Here is an 18,933-nt window from a genome sequence, read left to right as displayed (position 1 = left end):
CGCCCCCCCGGGCGCGGGGGGGCCTCGGGCCCCCCCCCCCCCCCCGGGGGGGGGGGGGCCGCGCCCGGTTTGGCGCACCACCCCCCCCACCCCCGGGCGGGGGGGGGGGGGGGGGCCCCCCGCGACCAGGTACGCGAACACCATCAACACGGTGTTGTTCGCGATGCCCTGCGCGTCCGTGGCGAAGCTGGAAAAAATAGCGAAGATCGAAATCGCGTAGCTGAAAATCCAAGCGATCCACCATTGCAGGATCGGTCTTTTCAACCGGGCGTAATGCTCTTCCATCGTCGCGAGCTCGATGACGTACACCGGAGCCCACAGCAGATTCGCCAGCGGCACCACGCAGCCTGCCCACAGCGCCCGGACCGAGCGAGGTTCCGGCAGCCCCTGATGCGAGAACACCGCGGCCCGCCTGGCGATCAACCAGCGGATCAGCATCACCCCCGACGCGATCACCGCCGCGAGCGCCGCCACACTGGCCAGGATCCCGAGCCAGTTCGCGGCGATGGCCACCACGGAGTTCAACAACGTGTTCCGGTTGATCACCAGCAGCACGTACCGCACGACGTACACCAGGGCCGCGATGCTTAGCACCAACACGCCGACGAAAACGCTGCTGCGCACCGCCGCGGCGGATGGCCCTGTCTGCGTTGGTTTTTCGGTCGGCGCGGGGGCTTGCTCGACGCGGTCGGCCAGTCCCCAGCGCGGGATCACGGCATAGCGCGGGGTGGGCCCAAGGGACCGTCGTGCGCGTCGCATGGGGGGCGCGGCGCCGGGGCGGACCGCTATCCAGCGGAAGCCCGGCGGCAGCCGCGGCGGGGTGCGCCACCGGGGGGATTGCGCCGGTGCGGCCGGTCCACCGCCCGGGGCCCATCGTGGATCGGGCGCGTCCGCCAGCGGCGCCATCAGGGCGCCGCGACAGCGGGGACACCACTCGCGCCGCCGATCGCGCACGTTCCACCGCGTGCCGCACTGGGAGCACACCTGGATCACCGGACCAGCCTAGCCCGGCGGCTCGCAACCCCACCGCAATGTGAACAGTTACCCATGGCTATCCACAGTTTCCACAGGCTTATCCACAACGGCCGGCGCGGTGTTTACCCGTGGCACAAGCCGCGATCCGCCGAGACGGGCGACAATTGTGGATAACGATCGGCCATCCGGGCGCGCGTGATGGACAACGCCAAACGGTGGCCGAGCGAAATGGATTGGCCTACTAAGCACCCGCGCGGCGCGTACGCCCGGGGCGGCGGTCCACCCGCCGGGCTGGCGTCTTTGGCGCCGCCCGTCATGACGAATCCGCAGCTCAGCTGCCTTTATGCGGGATGTTTTTCCCTGGCTGGCGCGACGGGTTATGATCGCCATCACGAAAAAGTCGTTGTGACTCACCTCACTGCGGTGCGGTGGACGTGCTTGTGAAAGGCGCATGATGGCCACGCATTCGTTCGGCCCGGGTTCCCCGGCCCCTTCGAACTCGTATTCCGGCTCGCCCGCCTGCAACCAGAGTTACAGCGTCGCCGCCTTACGCGCCGGCTTGATCGCCCTGGCGTTGCTTGCGGTTCTTGTCATCATCGTCCTGATTTGACGTTTCGCCGATCGGTTTTCCGGGTTACCGCCCCTTAGCGGTCGTCCTTGCGACGCGAGCGGTCATGGAGCAGGGTTGACTTGTGAAGCCGGGGGCCGGACCGTCGCGTCGCAAACCCCGCGTACGTCAAGAGACGATCACCAACGATCATCGAGGAAAGGAATGCCGTGGCTGAATACACCCTGCCCGACTTGGACTGGGACTACGCAGCGCTGGAACCGCACATCTCCGGGCAGATCAACGAGGTCCACCACAGCAAGCACCACGCCACCTACGTCAAGGGCGTGAACGACGCCATTGCCAAACTCGAGGAGGCGCGCGCCAACGACGACCACGCCGCGATTTTCCTGAACGAGAAGAACCTGGCCTTTCACCTCGGGGGCCACGTCAACCACTCGATCTGGTGGAAGAACCTGTCACCCAACGGTGGTGACAAGCCCACCGGTGACCTCGCCGCCGCCATCGACGACGCATTCGGCTCGTTCGACAAATTCCGCGCTCAGTTCAGTGCGGCCGCCAACGGCTTGCAGGGGTCGGGCTGGGCGGTGCTCGGCTACGACTCGCTCGGCGACAAGCTGCTGACCTTCCAGCTGTACGACCAGCAGGCCAATGTCCCACTCGGCATCATCCCCTTGCTGCAGGTCGACATGTGGGAGCACGCCTTCTACTTGCAGTACAAGAACGTCAAGGCCGACTACGTCAAGGCGTTCTGGAACGTGGTCAACTGGGCTGACGTGCAGGACCGCTACAAGGCGGCGACCACCAAGACCAAGGGTCTGATCTTCGGCTAAAACTAGTTGTTCAGCGCTGGGGCGTCACGCGGATCGCGTGGCGCCCTTGCGTTTACGTCGTGTCGAGTTGCAACCCGCCTGAACCGCAGGCATTCTTAATTATTCGAGCTACCAGCGTGGTTAGGCGAACGCGTCGCGCGGAGGTCGAGGTGGACACTGGCTCAGGTGGACCTATAGGGGTCGCCCCCTTCCACTCTCGTGGTGCCCTGAAGGGGTTCGTCATCTCCGGACGCTGGCCCGATTCGACGAAAGAGTGGGCCCAGCTTTTGATGGTTGCGGTCCGCGTCGCCTCGTTGCCCGGATTGCTTTCCACCACAACGGTGTTCGGCGCCCGCGAGGAGCTGCCCGACGAACCCGAGCCGGGCACCGTCGGCCTGGTATTGGCCGAGGGCACCGTCTTCGGTGAATCAGCAATCCAGCCAGGGTGCTTCGGCGACCATCAGCCCCCCGCATTGCTGATGCTGCATCCACCCTCGGAGACCACGCCCTCGTTGCCGGAATGCACCGGGGCCGCGTCGGGCTGCGTACTGCTTCCGGGATTGCCGTATCTGGGGCTGGAGCACCGCGCGGCCTGGGTCGAAGCCGAAGCCGACGGCACGATCACGTCCATGGTCAGTCGCGTCGGCGTCGATCCCATTAGCCATCCCGACACCGCGATCCTGGCGATGCTGCTTGCCGCATAGGCGCGGTCACCGGCGCGACCGCGGTCGCGCAAACTCCGCGACACGGCGGCGGACGGTAGTTTCGATTGCCCGGAGGTCACGCGGCGCCTAGGTGCCGACGGCGGGGTCTGCTGACCCCGCCGGATGCGGCAGCCACCCGCCAGAGGTATGTCCGTGGGCCGTACAGGTGTACCTACGGTCCGTTTCTTCCCCGCTTTGCAAACCTGACAGCAAATGAGCCTCTCGATGGGTTCGAGTTGCCTGGTGGCGCGGGTGCGATCGGCCAGCGATGCGTCCAATCGCCGCGCCGCGGCGCAAACCGGCCGCCCGCCGCCGTGGCGCCCGATCCTCACTCTGCGTATAACCTGTGAGTTTCGGATATTTTGTGGACACCCCAGCGAATTAGTTAGACGCTCGTCAAGTGAGGAATTGGCCGGCTCCAGCAACGCCGGTACCAAAAGCCCTCGGGTTTGCACTTGGTCGCGGACTTGAACGCTCGCTACCATGAGCAAATATGCATAGGTAACAGTTCACTTCTACAGCACAGTGGGGGTCTTATCGATGAGCACGACGTTCGCTGCTCGCCTGAACCGCCTGTTCGACACGGTTTATCCACCGGGACGCGGGCCGCACACCTCCGCGGAGGTGATCGCGGCGCTCAAGGCGGAGGGCATCACAATGTCGGCTCCCTACCTGTCGCAGCTACGCTCCGGCAACCGGACGAACCCGTCCACAGCGACCATGGCCGCCTTGGCCAACTTCTTCCGCATCAAGCCCGCGTACTTCACTGACGACGAGTACTACGAAAAGCTCGACAAGGAATTGTCGTGGCTTGCCACGATGCGCGACGACGGCGTGCGCCGCATCGCGTTGGGTGCCGCCGAATTGTCTCCCGAGGCCCAGCAGGACATCCTCGAGCGGGTCAACGAGCTGCGCCGCAAGGAACAGCTCGGCGCGTAAGCGCACTCGACGGCAGCGCGGCCCGACCTGAAGGGCTGCCGCCGCCCCATTCCCATTAGGGTTGGCTCACGGATCGCGTACACGCGACAGCGACAGTCCACGAGATACCGGGAGGCGGCCGGGAATGGCCCTGTTCCGCAAGCGAAAAAGTCGCGCGACACGTCGCGCCGAGGCGCGCGCGATCAAGGCCCGCGCCAGGCTCGAGGCCAGGCTGTCTGCCAAGAACGAGGCTCGCCGCATCAAGAGCGAGCGGCGGGCGGCGGAAAAGGCCCTCAAGGCCCAGATCAAATCCCAGCGCGACAGCGACCGCGCTGCGCTGAAAGTCGCCGAGGCCGAACTCAAGGCGGCGCGGGAAGGCAAGTTGCTGTCACCGACGCGCATCCGCCGGCTGCTGACGGTATCCCGATTGCTGGCCCCGATCCTCACCCCGTTGATCTATCGGGCCGCAGTGGCGGCACGCGCGCTGATCGACCAGCGCCGTGCAGATCGGCTCGGGGTGCCGTTGGCTCAGATCGGCCAGTTCTCCGGCCAGGGCGCCGAGCTGTCGGCTCGGATCGCCGGGTCCGAGAAATCATTGCGGATGGTGCAGGACAAGAAGCCCAAGGACGCCGAGACCAAGCAGTTCGTCGCCGCCATCAGCGAACGGCTCAGCGACCTTGCGGCCGCCGTCACAGCCGCGGAGAACATGCCCGCCGCGCGACGCCGCACCGCCCACGGCGCGATCTCGTCGCAACTCGACGGCATCGAGGCGGACCTGATGGCCCGGCTCGGGTTGACCTGAAAGCGACTGCAGGACATGACATTTGACGGGTGGATTTCGCGCGTCCTGATCGCGGTCGGAGTCGCCGCGGCGCTGTATGTGGGCTCGGTGGCGGCGACCGCGCCCGCATGGGCACACATTCACGCGAGCAGCGACAACGCCGTGCGCGGCGCGACGGCCATCGTCACCTTTCAGGTACCCAACGAATCCGACAAGGGCGCCGCAACCACCGCGCTGACCGTCACGCTTCCCGACGTGGCGGCCGCGCGCACCGAAACCATGCCCGGCTGGACGGCCAAGCTCGACCGCGACGCGGCGTCGGGCACCGTCCGCTCGGTGACGTGGACGGCCACGCCCAACGGCGGGATCGGAGTCGATCAGTTCGCGCTTTTTCGGATATCGGTGCAACTACCCGAAACCGACACCGTCAGCTTCCCGGCGATGCAGACCTATTCCGACGGGACGATCGTCAAGTGGGACCAGCCGCCACTGCCCGGCGGCGGTGAGCCCGAGCATCCGGTACCCGTGCTGACCCTCGCCGCGGGACCGATGGCACCGCACCAACACCACCCGTCGGCACCGGCCGATCACGCGGGCGCACCCGGGCAGTCGCAATCGCCCGACAACACCGCCCGCCTGCTCGGCGGGGCGGCGCTGGTAGTCGGCGCGTCGGCCATCTGTCTTGTGCTGGTGCGTCGACGAGCATGAGGCGCGGGGTGGTCATCGCGTGGGCGGGGCTGCTGCTGGCCGCCATGGCGTTGACCGCGACCTTCACCGCGCAAGCGGCGTTCGCGCATGCCGCGCGATTGTCCGCCGACCCCGCGGACAATGCCGTCCTGACGACCGGCCCCGCGCGGGTGAGCGCGACCTTCAACGAGCGATTGCAGACCACGTTCGCGGCCATGACGGTCGTCGGGCCGGACGGCAACGTGTGGTCCACCGGGGAGCCGACGGTCCAGGGCGCGGTCGTGGGTATCGGCCTGCGCCCGCTCGGGCCGGCCGGGACCTACACGGTGAATTACCGGGTGACGTCCGCCGATGGCCACGTGGTGTCGGGATCCTGGTCGTTTCGCCTGACCGTCGCGGGCACCGGCACGCCGGGGCCCGCCGCCGCCAACCAGGCCGGCGGCACAATCCCCGTCTGGCCGTTTGTGGTGGTGGCGGTGGCGCTCGTCGCCGCGGCCGGCCTATGGGCGCTGCGGCGCAGGCCGTGATCGGCCCTGGCATGATGGGACGCGACAACCCGGTGCGCTAGACAAAGCGAGAGAAAGCTGCAAAGGAGCGGCCGCATGGCAGACCCCGAGGACCAACCCAACAGCGAATCCAACGGAACACCGCCGGAGAAGAAGCCGCCCGCCAAGGCGGCCAAGAAGGCCGCAAAAGCGCCCGCCAAAAAAGCACCAGCGAAAAAGGCTCCCGCGAAGAAAGCGGCGGCCAAGAAGGCGCCCGCCAAAAAAGCACCAGCCAAAAGCCCCGAACCCACACCGCCGCAGCCCGCCGCGCCGGCCGTCGACGCGCAGCGGCGTGTCGAAACCAACGGCCAGCTCGCGGCCGCCGCGAAAGACGCCGCGGCACAAGCGAAGTCGACGGTAGATGACGCCAACAACCCACTGCCCGCCGATGTGCCGGCGCCGACACCGAGCCAGTTGCCGGTGGCGCTGTTGGTGGCGCTCGCGGTCAGCCTCCTGGCCATCGTGCTGATCCGGCAACTGCGCCGCCGTTGACCGCGTCATTCCGGCCCACCGCCGACCTTGTCGACGCCATCGGGCCCGACGTTCGCAGCTGCGACGTCCAGTTCCGTCAGTTCGGCGGGCGAGCGGAGTTCGCCGGGCCGATCAGCACCGTACGGTGCTTCGAAGACAACGCGCTGCTGAAATCGGTTCTCTCGCAGCCAAGTGCGGGCGGCGTGCTGGTGATCGACGGCGCCGGCTCCCTGCACTCCGCGCTGGTCGGCGACGTCATCGCCGAATTGGCGCGGTCCAACGGGTGGGCCGGGCTGGTCATCAACGGGGCGGTGCGCGACGCGGCGACATTGCGGGACATCGACATCGGCATCAAGGCGCTGGGCACCAATCCCCGCAAGAGCGCCAAGACCGGTGCCGGCGAGCGTGACGTCGAGGTCAATTTGGGCGGGGTGACATTCGTGCCGGGCGACACCGCCTACAGTGACGACGACGGTATCGTCGTCACGTCAGATCACTAAACTGCCACTGCGGCAGGCTTTTTCGCGAACCGCAGGCCCTCGTCGGCGATCTTGCCGCGCCGGATGAGCTGGATGTCGCGCACATAATTCTGGTTCAGCCGCCACGGGGTGCGCGAGCCTTGCTTGGGCAACTGGTCCAGCGACCGCAGCACGTAGCCCGGGGTGAACTCCATGAACGGGCGCTCCTCCACGTCGGAGCCGGGGTGCTCGACCACCACGGTCTCAAATCCGTTGGCGTCCATGTGGTTCAGCAGCCGGCAGGCGAACTCCGACACCAGGTCGGCCTTCAGCGTCCACGATGCGTTGGTGTATCCCACCGTGTAAATCATGTTGGGCAGGCCCGACAGCATCATGCCCTTGTAGGCCATGGCTTTGGTGAGGTCCACCGGCTCGCCGTCGACGGAGACCGTGGCGCCGCCAAACAGCTGCAGATTCAAACCCGTTGCGGTGATGATGATGTCGGCGGGCAGTTCGCGACCGGAGTTCAGCCGGATGCCGGTGGCGGTGAACCGGTCGATGGTGTCGGTGACGACTTCGGCCTGCCCGTTGCGGATGGTGCGGAACAAGTCGCCGCTGGGCACCAGGCATAGCCGTTGGTCCCAGGGGTTGTAGTTGGGGCCGAAGTGCTTTTCCACGTCGTAGCCCTGGGGGAGCTGGCGCTGCACGAAGCCGAGGAGGATCTTTCGCATCCGCTGCGGCCATTTCTGACAGGCCGCATACAGCGCCGCCTGGCGCAGCACGTTGCGCCAGCGAACCGCGGTGTACGCCTGCTTCGCGGGCAGCAAGTGGTTGAGCCGTTCGGCCAACTTGTCCCGCTTGGGCTGGGAGACGATGTAGGTCGGGGACCGCTGCAGCATCGTGACGTGCTTGGCGCCCGACTCCGCCAGCGCGGGAATCAGGGTGACCGCGGTGGCACCGCTGCCGATGACGACGATGTTCTTGCCGGCGTAGTCGAGATCCTCGGGCCAGTGCTGCGGGTGGATGATCGGTCCGGTGAAGTCTTCCGAACCCTCAAACCTCGGCGCGTAGCCCTGCTCGTAGTTGTAGTAGCCGCTGCACAGGAAGAGGAACGTGCACGTGATGGCCTTTGACGCGCCGTCGCTTTCGATGTTCAGCGTCCAGCGGTTCTCGGTGCTGGACCAATCGGCGCTGATCACCTTGTGGTTGAGCCGGATGTGCTTGTCGATGCCGTACATCGCCGCGGTGCCCTTGACGTAGTCGAGGATCGGCTTGCCGTCGGCGATGGCCTGGCGCTCGGTCCACGGCCGAAACCGGAAACCCAGCGTGTACATGTCCGAGTCGGAGCGAATTCCCGGGTAGCGGAACAGGTCCCATGTGCCGCCCATGGCCGCCCGCTTTTCCAGGATGGCGTAGCTCTTGGTCGGACAGCGGTCCTGCAGGTGCCAGGCCGCACTCACGCCGGAGATTCCGGCGCCCACGATGACGACGTCGAGGTGCTCAGTCATGTCGCCACGCTATCAACGCTGCGTCGAGTGAGTCAACACCCTGTCGAAAGGCTCAACACCGTGTAAAGTAGCGGCGTGACCACCGCCAGCCAGACTCGCGCCCTACGCGGCCGCCGTTCCGCGCGACCTTCGGGCGACGACCGCGAGCAGGCGATCCTCGCCACCGCCGAGCGGCTGCTCGAAGAGCGCTCGTTCGCAGATATCTCGGTCGACGACCTGGCCAAGGGCGCCGGGCTGTCGCGGCCCACCTTCTACTTCTATTTCAAGTCCAAAGAGGCGGTGTTGCTGTCGCTGCTCGAGCCGGTGATCGCGAGTGCCGACTCGGAGTTCGACGGGGCGGTGCAGCGCCTGCCCGCGGACCCGCGCCGGGTGTGGCGCAACGGCATCAAGGCGTTTTACACCGCGTTCGCGACGCACCGCAGGCTGGCCCGAGCGGCGACGGAGGCCCTGGCCACCAGTACCGAACTGCGGGCGGTGTGGTCGGGGTTCATGCAGAAATGGATCGACCAGACGGCCACCATGATCGCCGCCGAGCGGGCGCGCGGCGCCGCGCCCGAGACGGTTTCGGCCGCGGACCTGGCCACCTCGCTGAATCAGATGAACGAGCGCACCATGATGGCCGCCCTGTCCGCGCAGACGCCCGCGGTCCACCCCGACCGGGTCGTCGACACCCTGACCCATATCTGGGTCACCAGCATCTACGGCGAACCCGGCTAACTGTCGTCGCCCCGTGCGAACATACGTTCGTGCGGTGTGACGCGTCCATCCTGCACGCGGATCTCGATTCGTTCTACGCCTCGGTAGAGCAGCGAGACGACCCGTCCCTGCGTGGCCGCCCGGTGATCGTCGGCGGCGGAGTGGTGCTGGCGGCCAGCTATGAGGCCAAGGCCTACGGCGTGCGCACCGCGATGGGCGGAAGGCAGGCGCGGCGGTTGTGCCCGCACGCCGTCGTCGTGCCGCCTCGGATGACCGCCTACACCCGCGCCAGTGACGCGGTCTTCGAGGTGTTCCGCGACGTCACACCGATCGTGGAGGCGCTGTCGGTGGACGAGGCCTTCCTCGACGTCGGCGGCCTGCGACGGGTGTCTGGCACCCCGGTCCAGATCGCCGAACGGCTGCGCGCCGACGTCCGCGACCGCGTCGGCCTGCCCATCACCGTCGGGGTCGCGCGAACCAAATTTCTGGCCAAGGTCGCCAGCCAGGAGGCCAAGCCCGACGGGCTGCTGTTGGTGCCGCCCGATCGGGAGCTGGCGTTCCTGCGCCCGCTGCCGGTGCGCCGGTTGTGGGGAGTGGGCGCGGTGACCGCCGACAAGCTGCAGACGCACGGCATCGCGACCGTCGCCGACGTCGCCGAGCTCAGCGAGTCGACGCTGGCCTCGCTGCTCGGCGCCGCGATGGGCCGCCAACTGTATGCGCTGTCCCGCAACATCGACCGCCGGTGGGTGACCACCGGCGTGCGCCGCAGGTCGGTGGGCGCCCAGCGGGCGCTGGGCGCGGCCGGAAACCGCATGTCGCCCGCCGAAGTCGACGCGGTGGTGGTCAACCTGATCGACCGGATCACCGGGCGGATGCGCGCCGCCGGGCGCACCGGTCGCACGGTGGTGTTGCGGCTGCGGTTCAACGACTTCGGCCGGGCGACCCGGTCGCACACGCTGCCGTGGGCCACGTCGTCGACGCAGCCCATCCTCGCCGCCGCTCGGCAGCTGCTCGCTTCGGCGGCGCCGCTGATCGCGCAGCGTGGGTTGACCCTGGTCGGGTTCGCGGTGTCGGGAATCGACCGCACCGGCGCCCAGCAGCTGATGCTGTCGTTCGAGGGGGCGCCGGCACTGGAAAACATCGACGAGGCGGTCGACCGGGTGCGGCGGCGCTACGGCAAGTCGGCGCTCACCCGCGGGGTGCTGGTCGGCCGCGACCCCGGCTGGGAGATGCCGCACTTACCCGACTGACGCGGTCCACTCCAGCAGCTTCTCGGCTGGCCAGGTGTTGACGATCCGGTCCACCGGGACCCCGGCATCCAGCGCGCGCTGCGCCCCGTAGCCGAGGAAATCGAGCTGGCCGGGGGCGTGCGCGTCGGTATCGATGCTGAACACGCAGCCGATTTCCAGCGCCAGGTTCAGCAGGCGGGTGGGCGGATCGCGGCGTTCGGGGCGAGAGTTGATCTCCACGGCGGTGCCGTGATCGCGGCAGGCGGTGAACACCGCCTCGGCGTCGAATTTCGATTCGGGCCGGATGCCGCGGTTCCCGGCGACCAGCCGGCCGGTGCAGTGACCGAGCACGTCGGCGTGGCCGTTGGACACGGCGCGCACCATCCGCCGCGTCATCGCGTCCGCGTCCATCGACAACTTCGAATGCACGCTGGCCACAACGACATCGAGGCGCTCGAGCAGCTCGGGTTCCTGATCCAGGCTGCCGTCGTCGAGGATGTCCACCTCGATTCCGGTGAGGATGCGCATCGGCGCGAACTTTTCGCGCAGCCCGTCGATCACATCGAGCTGCTTACGCAATCGCTCCGGCGACAGCCCGTTGGCGATCGTCAGCCGCGGCGAGTGGTCGGTCAGCGCGCAATACTCGTGGCCCAGCTCCGCCGCGGTGGCCATCATTTCCTCGATCGGCGCCGAGCCGTCGGACCAGTTCGAATGTAGATGTAAATCCCCACGCAGCACCGCCCGTACTTCGCCGCCGCCGAGATCTGTTGCAGCGGAACGCAATTCGACCAGGGCGTCGGGTTCGCGGCCGGACCACGCCTGGGAGATCACCTTGGCGGTCTTGGGGCCGATGCCCGGCAGCGACTGCCAGCTGTCGGCCTGCCCATGGCGTTCCCGCGCGGCGTCGTCGAGGCCCTCGATGATGTCTGCCGCCCTTCGATACGCCATGACCCTTTTCGGGTCGTGGCGGCTGCGGTCCTTGTAGTAGGCGATCTGCCGCAGCGCGGTTACCGGATCCATGGCTCCAGTGTGCCCGCTCGGCTACCACAGTTGCCCGACGATGAATCCGGCGAAAATCACGCCGAAGCCGCCGATCTCACCGGCGATCAGCAGCAGCATCATCGCCCGCAGGCCGCGGTCGGGCCTCTCGAACTGGTTGGTGGTGTCGCGGCGCGCCCCGTGGCTGATGTAGCTGGCGATGGCCGCGACGAAGAAGAACACGGCGACCATCGCCGCGGTCAGGTTGACCCACGCCGGCCAAGCGCTGAATTCGACGAACACCGCGATCAGCAGCGTCGCGAACGAGTACAGCAACGCCGCGCGGTGCGCGATGTCGACGTAGGGATGCGCGCGGTGGTCCTCGGCGACCATGATTTGCCGGTACTTCCAGACGCCGAGCACCAGCGCGAGCAGAAAGATCAGTCCGGCGGCTAGCAGGGTGATCTTGGTGTCGAATCCGAGGGAGCTGTTCATGGTCGGTCGAGTTTAATTGCGCTTCATAGAGACCGACTAACGTCGGGTGCATGCGATTCGCTTTCAAGACTTCACCCCAAAACACCACCTGGGCACAGATGCTCGCCGTCTGGCAGGCCGCCGACGACATCGACGTCTACGAGTCCGGCTGGACGTTCGACCACTTCTACCCGATCTTTTCCGACAGCGCCGGACCATGTCTGGAAGGCTGGACGACGCTGACCGCGCTCGCGCAGGCCACCTCGCGGCTGCGGCTGGGCACGCTGGTGACCGGCATCCACTACCGGCATCCGGCCGTGCTGGCCAACATGGCCGCCGCGCTCGACATCATCTCCAGCGGGCGGCTCGAGCTCGGGATCGGCGCCGGCTGGAACGAGGAGGAGTCGGGCGCCTACGGCATCGAGCTCGGCAGCATCAGAGAACGTTTCGACCGGTTCGAGGAAGCGTGTGCGGTACTGACCAGCCTGCTCAGCGAAGAGACCACCGACTTCGACGGCAAGTACTACCAGCTCAAGGGTGCCCGCAACGAGCCCAAGGGCGTGCAGCGGCCGCATCCACCGATCTGCATCGGCGGCAGCGGGGAAAAGCGCACGCTGCGGATCACCGCGCGCTATGCCCAGCACTGGAACTTCGTCGGCGGGCCGCCGGAGCTGTTTGCGCACAAGCGCGACGTCCTGTTCTCGCACTGCGCGGACATCGGACGCGACCCCAAAGAGATCACCCTGTCGGCTCACCTCCGCCTGGAACCGGACCTCGACTACGAACAGGTGATTCAGAATGCGGCCGGACTGGCGGCCGAGGGACTGGACCTCGGCATCGTGTACCTTTCACCGCCGCACGACCCCGCCGTCCTGGAACCGCTCGCGGAGGCGATCCGGGATTCGGGGCTCTGGAATGGCTGACGTTCGAAAAATTTGACGGCCTTGTCGGCAAGATAACGAAAAGATAACGCTGAGCAAACGTGTCGCGCACCGCGCGGATGCGCGCGGCAATCGGCTACACCCCGAAAGCCATCAGCTCTTCAGCGGTTACCAGACGCTCCTGCTTAGCCGGAAACTCCCGGCTCTTCATCGGGTGGCGAAACCATGACCAGGCGATTCGCCCCATCCGTGATCTAGGTACCGGGTTGATATGCACAGTGATCACTCCTGCGATCGGTCCGTTCCACGGGACTCCCCCTGTGACTTGCATGTGACAGAGCCCACAACGACCTATTACACAACAGCGGCCTGGCAAACGGTGGCAGAAACGCCGAAATTTGATATTGGTGTTTCTACTGTGGCTGGTGTGACTTATTGAAGCGGCACGGCCGTCGGCTTTATGGGTGCCGGCAGCGCCGTCGAACCCATCAAATACTGGTCCACGCCCGCCGCCGCGGCCCTGCCCTCGGCGATCGCCCAAACGATCAACGACTGGCCACGACCCATGTCACCGGCAACGAAGACGCCGGGCACCGAGGTGTCGAAGTCGGCGCCGCGCGCGACGTTGCCGCGCTCGGTCAACTTCACGTCCAGCTCGGTGAGCAAGCCCGGTTTCTCCGGGCCGACGAATCCCATTGCCAGCAGCACCAAATCGGCCTCGAGTTCGAAGTCGGAACCCTCGACTTTGACGAACTTGCCGTCCTGCATCGTCACCTCGTGCGCCTTGAGCGCGGTGACGTGCCCGTCCTTGCCGATGAACTCCTCGGTGTTGACCGAGAAGACCCGCTCGCCGCCCTCTTCGTGGGCCGCCGACACCCGGTACATCAGCGGGTAGGTCGGCCACGGCGTCGACTCGGCACGCGTGTCCGGCGGACGCGGCATGATCTCGAACTGGTGCACGGCGACCGCGCCCTGTCGGTGCACGGTGCCCAGGCAGTCGGCCCCGGTGTCACCGCCGCCGATGATGATGACCTTCTTGCCCTTGGCGGTGATCGGTGGCTCACCGTCCGCCCCGAGGACGTCGTCACCCTCTTGCACGCGGTTGGCCCACGGCAGGAACTCCATCGCCTGATGGATGCCGTCCAATTCGCGGCCCGGAATGGGCAGATCGCGCCAGGCGGTGGCACCGCCGGCCAGCACGACCGCATCGAAATCGGCCAGCAGCTGCTCGGCGGTGATGTCCACACCGACATTGACGCCGGCCTTGAATTCGGTTCCCTCGGCGCGCATCTGGTCCAGTCGACGGTCCAGGACGCGCTTTTCCATCTTGAATTCGGGGATGCCGTAGCGCAGCAGCCCACCAATGCGGTCGTCGCGCTCGAAGACCGTCACATCGTGACCGGCGCGCGTCAGCTGCTGGGCGGCGGCCAGCCCAGCCGGGCCCGATCCCACCACGGCGACCCGTTTGCCCGTCTTCTTGTCCGGGGGCAACGGCACCACGAAGCCTTCCTCGAAGGCCCGATCGATGATTTCCAGCTCGATCTGCTTGATCGTCACCGGATCCTGGTTGATGCCGAGCACACATGCCGGTTCGCACGGCGCGGGGCACAGCCGGCCGGTGAAGTCGGGAAAGTTGTTGGTGGCGTGCAGCCTTTCGATCGCGTCGCGCCAGCGGCCCCGGCGCACCAGGTCGTTCCATTCCGGGATGAGGTTGCCCAGCGGACAACCGTTGTGGCAGAAGGGAATACCGCAGTCCATGCACCGGGTCGCCTGCTCGCGCAGGGTGCCCTCGTCGAAATCTTCGTAGACCTCATCCCAGTCCTTCAACCGCAACGGGACAGGCCGGCGCTTCGGCAATTCCCGATGTGTGAATTTCAGGAAGCCGCTCGGATCAGCCATGCGCGGCCGCCATGATCGCCTTGTCGACGTCGACGCCGTCACGCTCGGCCTCGGCGATCGCCTGCAGGACCCGCTTGTAGTCCCGCGGCATCACCTTGGCGAAATGCCGCCGCTGCCCGGGCCAGTCGGCCAGGATCCGCTGCCCCACCGCGGAATCGGTGGCGTCGACGTGCGCCTGAATCGCGCCGTGCAGGTACTCGACGTCGTCCTCGTCGAGGCTGTCGAGCTCAACCATCTCGGCGTTGAGGTTCTCCGGGAATTCGCCGTCCGGGTCGTAGACGTACGCGACGCCGCCGGACATGCCGGCCGCGAAGTTACGGCCGGTGCGGCCCAGAATGACCACCTTGCCTCCAGTCATGTACTCGCAACCGTGGTCGCCGACGCCTTCGACCACCGCATGGGCGCCGGAGTTGCGGACCGCGAACCGTTCGCCGACCACGCCGCGCAAATAGAGTTCCCCGCTGGTGGCGCCGAACAGAATCACGTTGCCGCCGATGATGTTTTCCTCGGCGACATAGTCCTGCGGCGCATTGTCGGACGGCCGGACCACGATGCGCCCGCCGGAAAGTCCCTTGCCGACGTAGTCGTTGGCGTCGCCGTAGACGCGCAGCGTAATTCCGCGGGGTACGAAGGCGCCGAAGCTGTTGCCCGCGGATCCGTCGAAGGTGATGTCGATGGTGCCGTCCGGCAAGCCTTGCCCACCATAGGCTTTCGTCAGCTCGTGGCCGAGCATGGTTCCGACCGTGCGGTTGACGTTGCCGATGGTGGTGGAGAACCGCACCGGCTTGCCGGAATCCAGTGCCTCGCGGCTCATCACGATCAACTGCTGATCGAGCGCCTTGTCCAGGCCGTGATCCTGGCGCGAGCTGCAGTACAGGTCCTGGTTCATGAATGCCGATTCCGGCTCGTGCAGCACCGGCGTCAGGTCCAGCCGGTGCGCCTTCCAGTGCGCCCGCGCCAGCGTGGTGTCGAGCGATCCCACCTGCCCGACGGCCTCGTTGAAGGTGCGGAAGCCCAACTGCGCCATGTACTCCCGGACTTCCTCCGCGATGAACATGAAGAAGTTCTCGACGAACTCGGGCTTGCCGTTGAAGCGCTCCCGCAGCACGGGGTTCTGGGTGGCCACACCGACCGGGCAGGTGTCCAGGTGACATACCCGCATCATGATGCAGCCGGAGACCACCAGCGGGGCCGTGGAGAAGCCGAACTCCTCGGCGCCGAGCAGCGCGGCGATCATCACGTCGCGGCCCGTCTTGAGCTGGCCGTCCACCTGAACCACGATCCGGTCGCGCAAACCGTTGAGCAGCAACGTCTGCTGCGTCTCGGCCAGCCCCAACTCCCAGGGCGCCCCCGCGTGCTTCATCGACGTCAGTGGAGTCGCGCCGGTGCCACCGTCGTGGCCGGAGATCAGCACCACGTCCGCGTGCGCCTTGGAAACCCCCGCGGCGACCGTGCCCACGCCATTCTCGGAAACCAGTTTCACGTGCACCCGCGCGGACGGGTTGGCGTTCTTGAGGTCGTGGATCAGCTGCGCCAAGTCCTCGATGGAGTAGATGTCGTGGTGCGGCGGCGGCGAGATCAGGCCGACACCCGGGGTGGAATGCCGGACCTCGGCCACCCATGGGTACACCTTGTGTCCCGGAAGTTGGCCTCCCTCACCGGGTTTGGCTCCCTGCGCCATCTTGATCTGGATGTCAGTGCAGTTGGTCAGGTAGTGCGAGGTGACGCCGAATCGGGCCGATGCCACCTGCTTGACCGCGCTGCGACGCCAATCGCCGTTGGGGTCGCGCTCGAAACGTTTGACGTCCTCGCCGCCTTCACCGCAGTTGGATCGCCCGCCCAGGCGGTTCATCGCGATGGCGAGTGTCTCGTGCGCCTCGGCGGAGATCGATCCGTAGCTCATCGCCCCCGTCGCGAAGCGCTTCACGATTTCACTGGCGGGCTCGACCTCGTCGAGCGGAACCGGCGGACGCACGCCCGCGCGGAACTTGAGCAACCCGCGCAGCGACGCCATCCGCTCGCTCTGGTCGTCGACCAGGCGCGTGTAGTCCTTGAAGATCTTGTACTGACCCGTGCGGGTCGCGTGCTGCAGCTTGAAAACCGTCTCCGGGTTGAACAGGTGGTACTCACCCTCGCGGCGCCACTGGTACTCGCCGCCGACCTCGAGCTCGCGGTGGGCGCGCTCGTCGGGCCGATCCAGGTACGCCAGCCGGTGCCGGGTGGCGACGTCGGCCGCGATGTCGTCGAGGGTGATGCCGCCGGTCGGGCAGCTCAGCCCCGTGAAGTATTCGTCGAGCACGTCCTCGGAGATGCCCACCGCCTGGAACAACTGCGCGCCGGTGTATGACGCCAGCGTCGAAATGCCCATCTTGGACATCACTTTCAGCACACCCTTGCCGGCGGCCTTGACGTAGTTGTTCAGCGCGGTGTGGCGGTCCATGCCGTTTCCGGAACCGTCGATCATGCCGCGATCGATCATGTCTTCGATCGACTCGAACGCCAGATACGGGTTGATCGCGGCGGCGCCGAACGCGATCAGCATCGCCATGTGGTGAACCTCGCGGGCGTCACCGGATTCGACCACCAGGCCCACGTGGGTGCGGGTGCGGTCGCGCACCAGGTGGTGGTGCACCGCCGACACCGCGAGCAGCGACGGGATGGGAGCCAGCTGCTCGTCGGACTCACGGTCGGACAGGATGATGACCCGCGCACCATCGGCGATCGCCGCCGATGCCTGGGCCCGCACCTCGTCGAGTGCGGCCGCCAGCCCGGCACCGCCCTCGGCGACGGGGTACCGACAGCGAATCACCTTGGAGCGCATGCCGTGTGGACGACCGTTGACCTTGTCCTCGGGGTTGAGGTTGACCAGCTTGGCCAATTCGAAATTCCGCAAAATCGGCTGCGACAGCGAGATCTGGTGACAGGAGTGCTCTGTCGGTGTGAGCAGGTCACGCTCACCGCCGGTGGTGCCCTGCAGGCTTGTCACCACCTCTTCGCGGATGGCGTCCAGCGGCGGGTTGGTCACCTGAGCGAAGAGCTGATGGAAGTAGTCGTAAAGCATCCGGGGACGCTGCGACAGCACGGCGACCGGAGTATCAGTGCCCATCGATCCGATCGGCTCGGCACCGGTACGGACCATCGGCGCCACCAACAGGTTGAGTTCTTCGTAGGTGTAGCCAAAAGTCTGCTGCCGCCTGACAAGTCGCTCGTGGGGCATCCGCACGTATTCGCCCGCCGGCAACTTGTCGATCGGAACGAGTCCCTTGTCGAGCCACTCTTGGTAGGGGTGCTCGGCGGCCAGCTCGGCTTTGATCTCCTCGTCGGAGACGATGCGGCCCTGCGTGGTGTCGACCAGGAACATCCGGCCGGGCTGCAGCCGCATCCGGCGGACCACCGTTGAGGGATCCAGGTCCAGCACCCCGGCCTCGGAAGCCATGACCACCAGGCCGTCGTCGGTCACCCAGATCCGCGACGGACGCAAGCCGTTGCGGTCGAGCACGGCACCGACGACGGTGCCGTCGGTGAACGTCATTGACGCCGGCCCGTCCCACGGCTCCATCAGCGACGCGTGGTACTGGTAGAACGCCCGCCGTGCGGGGTCCATCGCTTCGTTGCGTTCCCAGGCCTCGGGGATCATCATCAGCACCGCGTGGGCCAGGCTGCGGCCGCCCAGGTGCAGCAGCTCGAGAGCCTCGTCGAAGCGCGCGGTGTCGGAAGCGCCCGGCGTGCAGATCGGGAACAACTTCTCCAGGTCGTCCTCCGACCCGAAGATGTCGGTCTTCATCAGCGCCTCACGGGCCCGCATCCAGTTCTCGTTGCCGTTGACGGTGTTGATCTCTCCGTTGTGGGCGATGCGGCGGAACGGATGGGCCAGCGGCCACGATGGGAACGTGTTCGTCGAGAACCGCGAGTGCACGATGCCCAGCGCGCTGGTCAGCCGATCATCTTGCAGGTCAAGGTAAAACGCCTTGAGCTGCGGCGTGGTCAGCATTCCCTTGTAGACCAGCGTCTGGCCCGACAGGCTGGGGAAGTAGACCGTTTCGCGGCCCGGTCCGTCCTGGCCCGGGCCCTTGGTGCCGAGCTCGTGCTCGGCGCGCTTGCGCACCACGTAGGCGCGGCGCTCCAGCGTCATGTCGGAGGCCCCGGCCATGAACACCTGGCGGAACGTGGGCATCGCGTCGCGGGACAGTGCGCCCAGCGACGAGTCGTCGGTCGGCACGTTTCGCCAGCCCAGCACCTGCAGGCCCTCGGCTTCGGCGATCTTTTCGACCGCGGCGCAGGCGGCGGCGGCGTCCCGCGACGATTGCGGCAAAAACGCGATGCCGGTCGCGTAGCTGCCGGCGGGTGGC

General features: G+C 66.9%; 17 protein-coding genes. 11 read left to right on the top strand and 6 right to left on the bottom strand.

The window, feature by feature from the left end; all coding sequences use genetic code 11:
- A partial coding sequence (locus tag A5744_RS23985; RefSeq protein ID WP_083679386.1) for a DUF4328 domain-containing protein occupies positions 1-993 on the bottom strand: 993 nt, incomplete at its 3' end.
- A gap of 759 nt (positions 994-1,752) precedes the next feature.
- On the opposite strand from A5744_RS23985, the gene A5744_RS23980 reads away from it, so the two are divergent.
- The 8 genes from A5744_RS23980 (at position 1,753) to rraA (ending at position 6,961) form a co-directional block, all read left to right on the top strand.
- Entirely contained in the window at positions 1,753-2,376 is a 624-nt protein-coding gene (locus A5744_RS23980) for a superoxide dismutase (protein ID WP_076064861.1), read from the top strand.
- Positions 2,377-2,525: 149 nt separating this feature from the next.
- Positions 2,526-3,059, top strand: a complete 534-nt coding sequence (locus tag A5744_RS23975; protein WP_076064860.1) for a peptidase — start codon at positions 2,526-2,528, stop codon at positions 3,057-3,059.
- A gap of 540 nt (positions 3,060-3,599) precedes the next feature.
- Complete coding sequence (locus tag A5744_RS23970; RefSeq protein WP_076064859.1) at positions 3,600-3,998, top strand: transcriptional regulator; 399 nt, start codon at positions 3,600-3,602, stop codon at positions 3,996-3,998.
- Between the two features lie 124 nt (positions 3,999-4,122).
- Complete coding sequence (locus tag A5744_RS23965) at positions 4,123-4,779, top strand: DUF6474 family protein (RefSeq protein ID WP_076064858.1); 657 nt, start codon at positions 4,123-4,125, stop codon at positions 4,777-4,779.
- 15 nt (positions 4,780-4,794) lie between these two features.
- On the top strand, positions 4,795-5,466 hold the full coding sequence (locus tag A5744_RS23960) for a YcnI family protein (protein WP_076064857.1): 672 nt from the start codon (positions 4,795-4,797) through the stop codon (positions 5,464-5,466).
- The gene (locus tag A5744_RS23955) at positions 5,463-5,972 is read left to right on the top strand and encodes a copper resistance CopC family protein (RefSeq protein WP_076064856.1); all 510 of its coding nucleotides are present in this window, start codon (positions 5,463-5,465) and stop codon (positions 5,970-5,972) included. The genes A5744_RS23960 and A5744_RS23955 overlap by 4 nt, the downstream gene beginning before the upstream one ends.
- Positions 5,973-6,047: 75 nt before the next feature.
- On the top strand, positions 6,048-6,482 hold the full coding sequence (locus tag A5744_RS23950) for a nucleoid-structuring protein H-NS (RefSeq protein WP_076064855.1): 435 nt from the start codon (positions 6,048-6,050) through the stop codon (positions 6,480-6,482).
- Positions 6,479-6,961 carry a ribonuclease E activity regulator RraA gene (gene rraA, locus A5744_RS23945; RefSeq protein ID WP_076064854.1) on the top strand — a complete coding sequence of 161 codons (483 nt, stop codon included), beginning with the start codon at positions 6,479-6,481 and terminating at the stop codon, positions 6,959-6,961. The genes A5744_RS23950 and rraA overlap by 4 nt, the downstream gene beginning before the upstream one ends.
- Here the strand turns inward: rraA and A5744_RS23940 are convergent.
- The gene (locus A5744_RS23940) at positions 6,958-8,427 is read right to left on the bottom strand and encodes an NAD(P)/FAD-dependent oxidoreductase (protein WP_076064853.1); all 1,470 of its coding nucleotides are present in this window, start codon (positions 8,425-8,427) and stop codon (positions 6,958-6,960) included. The two genes, rraA and A5744_RS23940, sit on opposite strands and share 4 nt — an antisense overlap.
- A gap of 75 nt (positions 8,428-8,502) precedes the next feature.
- Between A5744_RS23940 and A5744_RS23935 the strand changes: the two genes are divergently transcribed.
- Positions 8,503-9,144: a TetR/AcrR family transcriptional regulator gene (locus A5744_RS23935; protein ID WP_076064852.1), complete on the top strand. Its 642-nt coding sequence runs from the start codon at positions 8,503-8,505 to the stop codon at positions 9,142-9,144.
- 29 nt (positions 9,145-9,173) lie between these two features.
- Positions 9,174-10,373, top strand: coding sequence for a DNA polymerase IV (gene dinB, locus A5744_RS23930; RefSeq protein WP_076064851.1), 1,200 nt, complete (start codon positions 9,174-9,176; stop codon positions 10,371-10,373).
- Here the strand turns inward: dinB and A5744_RS23925 are convergent.
- Together A5744_RS23925 and A5744_RS23920 are read right to left on the bottom strand one after the other, a co-directional pair.
- Positions 10,362-11,372, bottom strand: a complete 1,011-nt coding sequence (locus tag A5744_RS23925) for a PHP domain-containing protein (protein ID WP_076064850.1) — start codon at positions 11,370-11,372, stop codon at positions 10,362-10,364. The genes dinB and A5744_RS23925 overlap by 12 nt on opposite strands.
- Before the next feature lie 21 nt (positions 11,373-11,393).
- Positions 11,394-11,825, bottom strand: a complete 432-nt coding sequence (locus A5744_RS23920) for a hypothetical protein (protein ID WP_076064849.1) — start codon at positions 11,823-11,825, stop codon at positions 11,394-11,396.
- 50 nt (positions 11,826-11,875) lie between these two features.
- On the opposite strand from A5744_RS23920, the gene A5744_RS23915 reads away from it, so the two are divergent.
- On the top strand, positions 11,876-12,727 hold the full coding sequence (locus A5744_RS23915; protein WP_076064848.1) for an LLM class F420-dependent oxidoreductase: 852 nt from the start codon (positions 11,876-11,878) through the stop codon (positions 12,725-12,727).
- 390 nt (positions 12,728-13,117) lie between these two features.
- Here the strand turns inward: A5744_RS23915 and A5744_RS23910 are convergent, their stop codons facing one another.
- Positions 13,118-14,584, bottom strand: a complete 1,467-nt coding sequence (locus tag A5744_RS23910) for a glutamate synthase subunit beta (protein WP_076064847.1) — start codon at positions 14,582-14,584, stop codon at positions 13,118-13,120.
- On the bottom strand, positions 14,577-18,933 hold a 4,357-nt coding region (gene gltB / locus A5744_RS23905), incomplete at its 5' end, for a glutamate synthase large subunit (RefSeq protein ID WP_076064846.1). The genes gltB and A5744_RS23910, both read right to left, overlap by 8 nt.

It is taken from the genome of Mycobacterium sp. IS-1264 (assembly GCF_001954195.1).
Classification (GTDB): Bacteria; Actinomycetota; Actinomycetes; order Mycobacteriales; family Mycobacteriaceae; genus Mycobacterium.
Note: the sequence above shows the minus strand (reverse complement) of the source record. Positions and strands in the feature narration are given on the sequence as shown.

Coding starts and splice junctions, on each gene's coding strand:
- A5744_RS23965 (WP_076064858.1), top strand. CDS start 4,123: ATGGCCCTGTTCCGCAAGCGAAAAAGTCGCGCGACACGTCGCGCCGAG.
- A5744_RS23955 (WP_076064856.1), top strand. CDS start 5,463: ATGAGGCGCGGGGTGGTCATCGCGTGGGCGGGGCTGCTGCTGGCCGCC.
- A5744_RS23970 (WP_076064859.1), top strand. CDS start 3,600: ATGAGCACGACGTTCGCTGCTCGCCTGAACCGCCTGTTCGACACGGTT.
- A5744_RS23915 (WP_076064848.1), top strand. CDS start 11,876: ATGCGATTCGCTTTCAAGACTTCACCCCAAAACACCACCTGGGCACAG.
- A5744_RS23950 (WP_076064855.1), top strand. CDS start 6,048: ATGGCAGACCCCGAGGACCAACCCAACAGCGAATCCAACGGAACACCG.
- A5744_RS23910 (WP_076064847.1), bottom strand. CDS start 14,584: ATGGCTGATCCGAGCGGCTTCCTGAAATTCACACATCGGGAATTGCCG.
- A5744_RS23925 (WP_076064850.1), bottom strand. CDS start 11,372: ATGGATCCGGTAACCGCGCTGCGGCAGATCGCCTACTACAAGGACCGC.
- A5744_RS23940 (WP_076064853.1), bottom strand. CDS start 8,427: ATGACTGAGCACCTCGACGTCGTCATCGTGGGCGCCGGAATCTCCGGC.
- A5744_RS23920 (WP_076064849.1), bottom strand. CDS start 11,825: ATGAACAGCTCCCTCGGATTCGACACCAAGATCACCCTGCTAGCCGCC.
- A5744_RS23960 (WP_076064857.1), top strand. CDS start 4,795: ATGACATTTGACGGGTGGATTTCGCGCGTCCTGATCGCGGTCGGAGTC.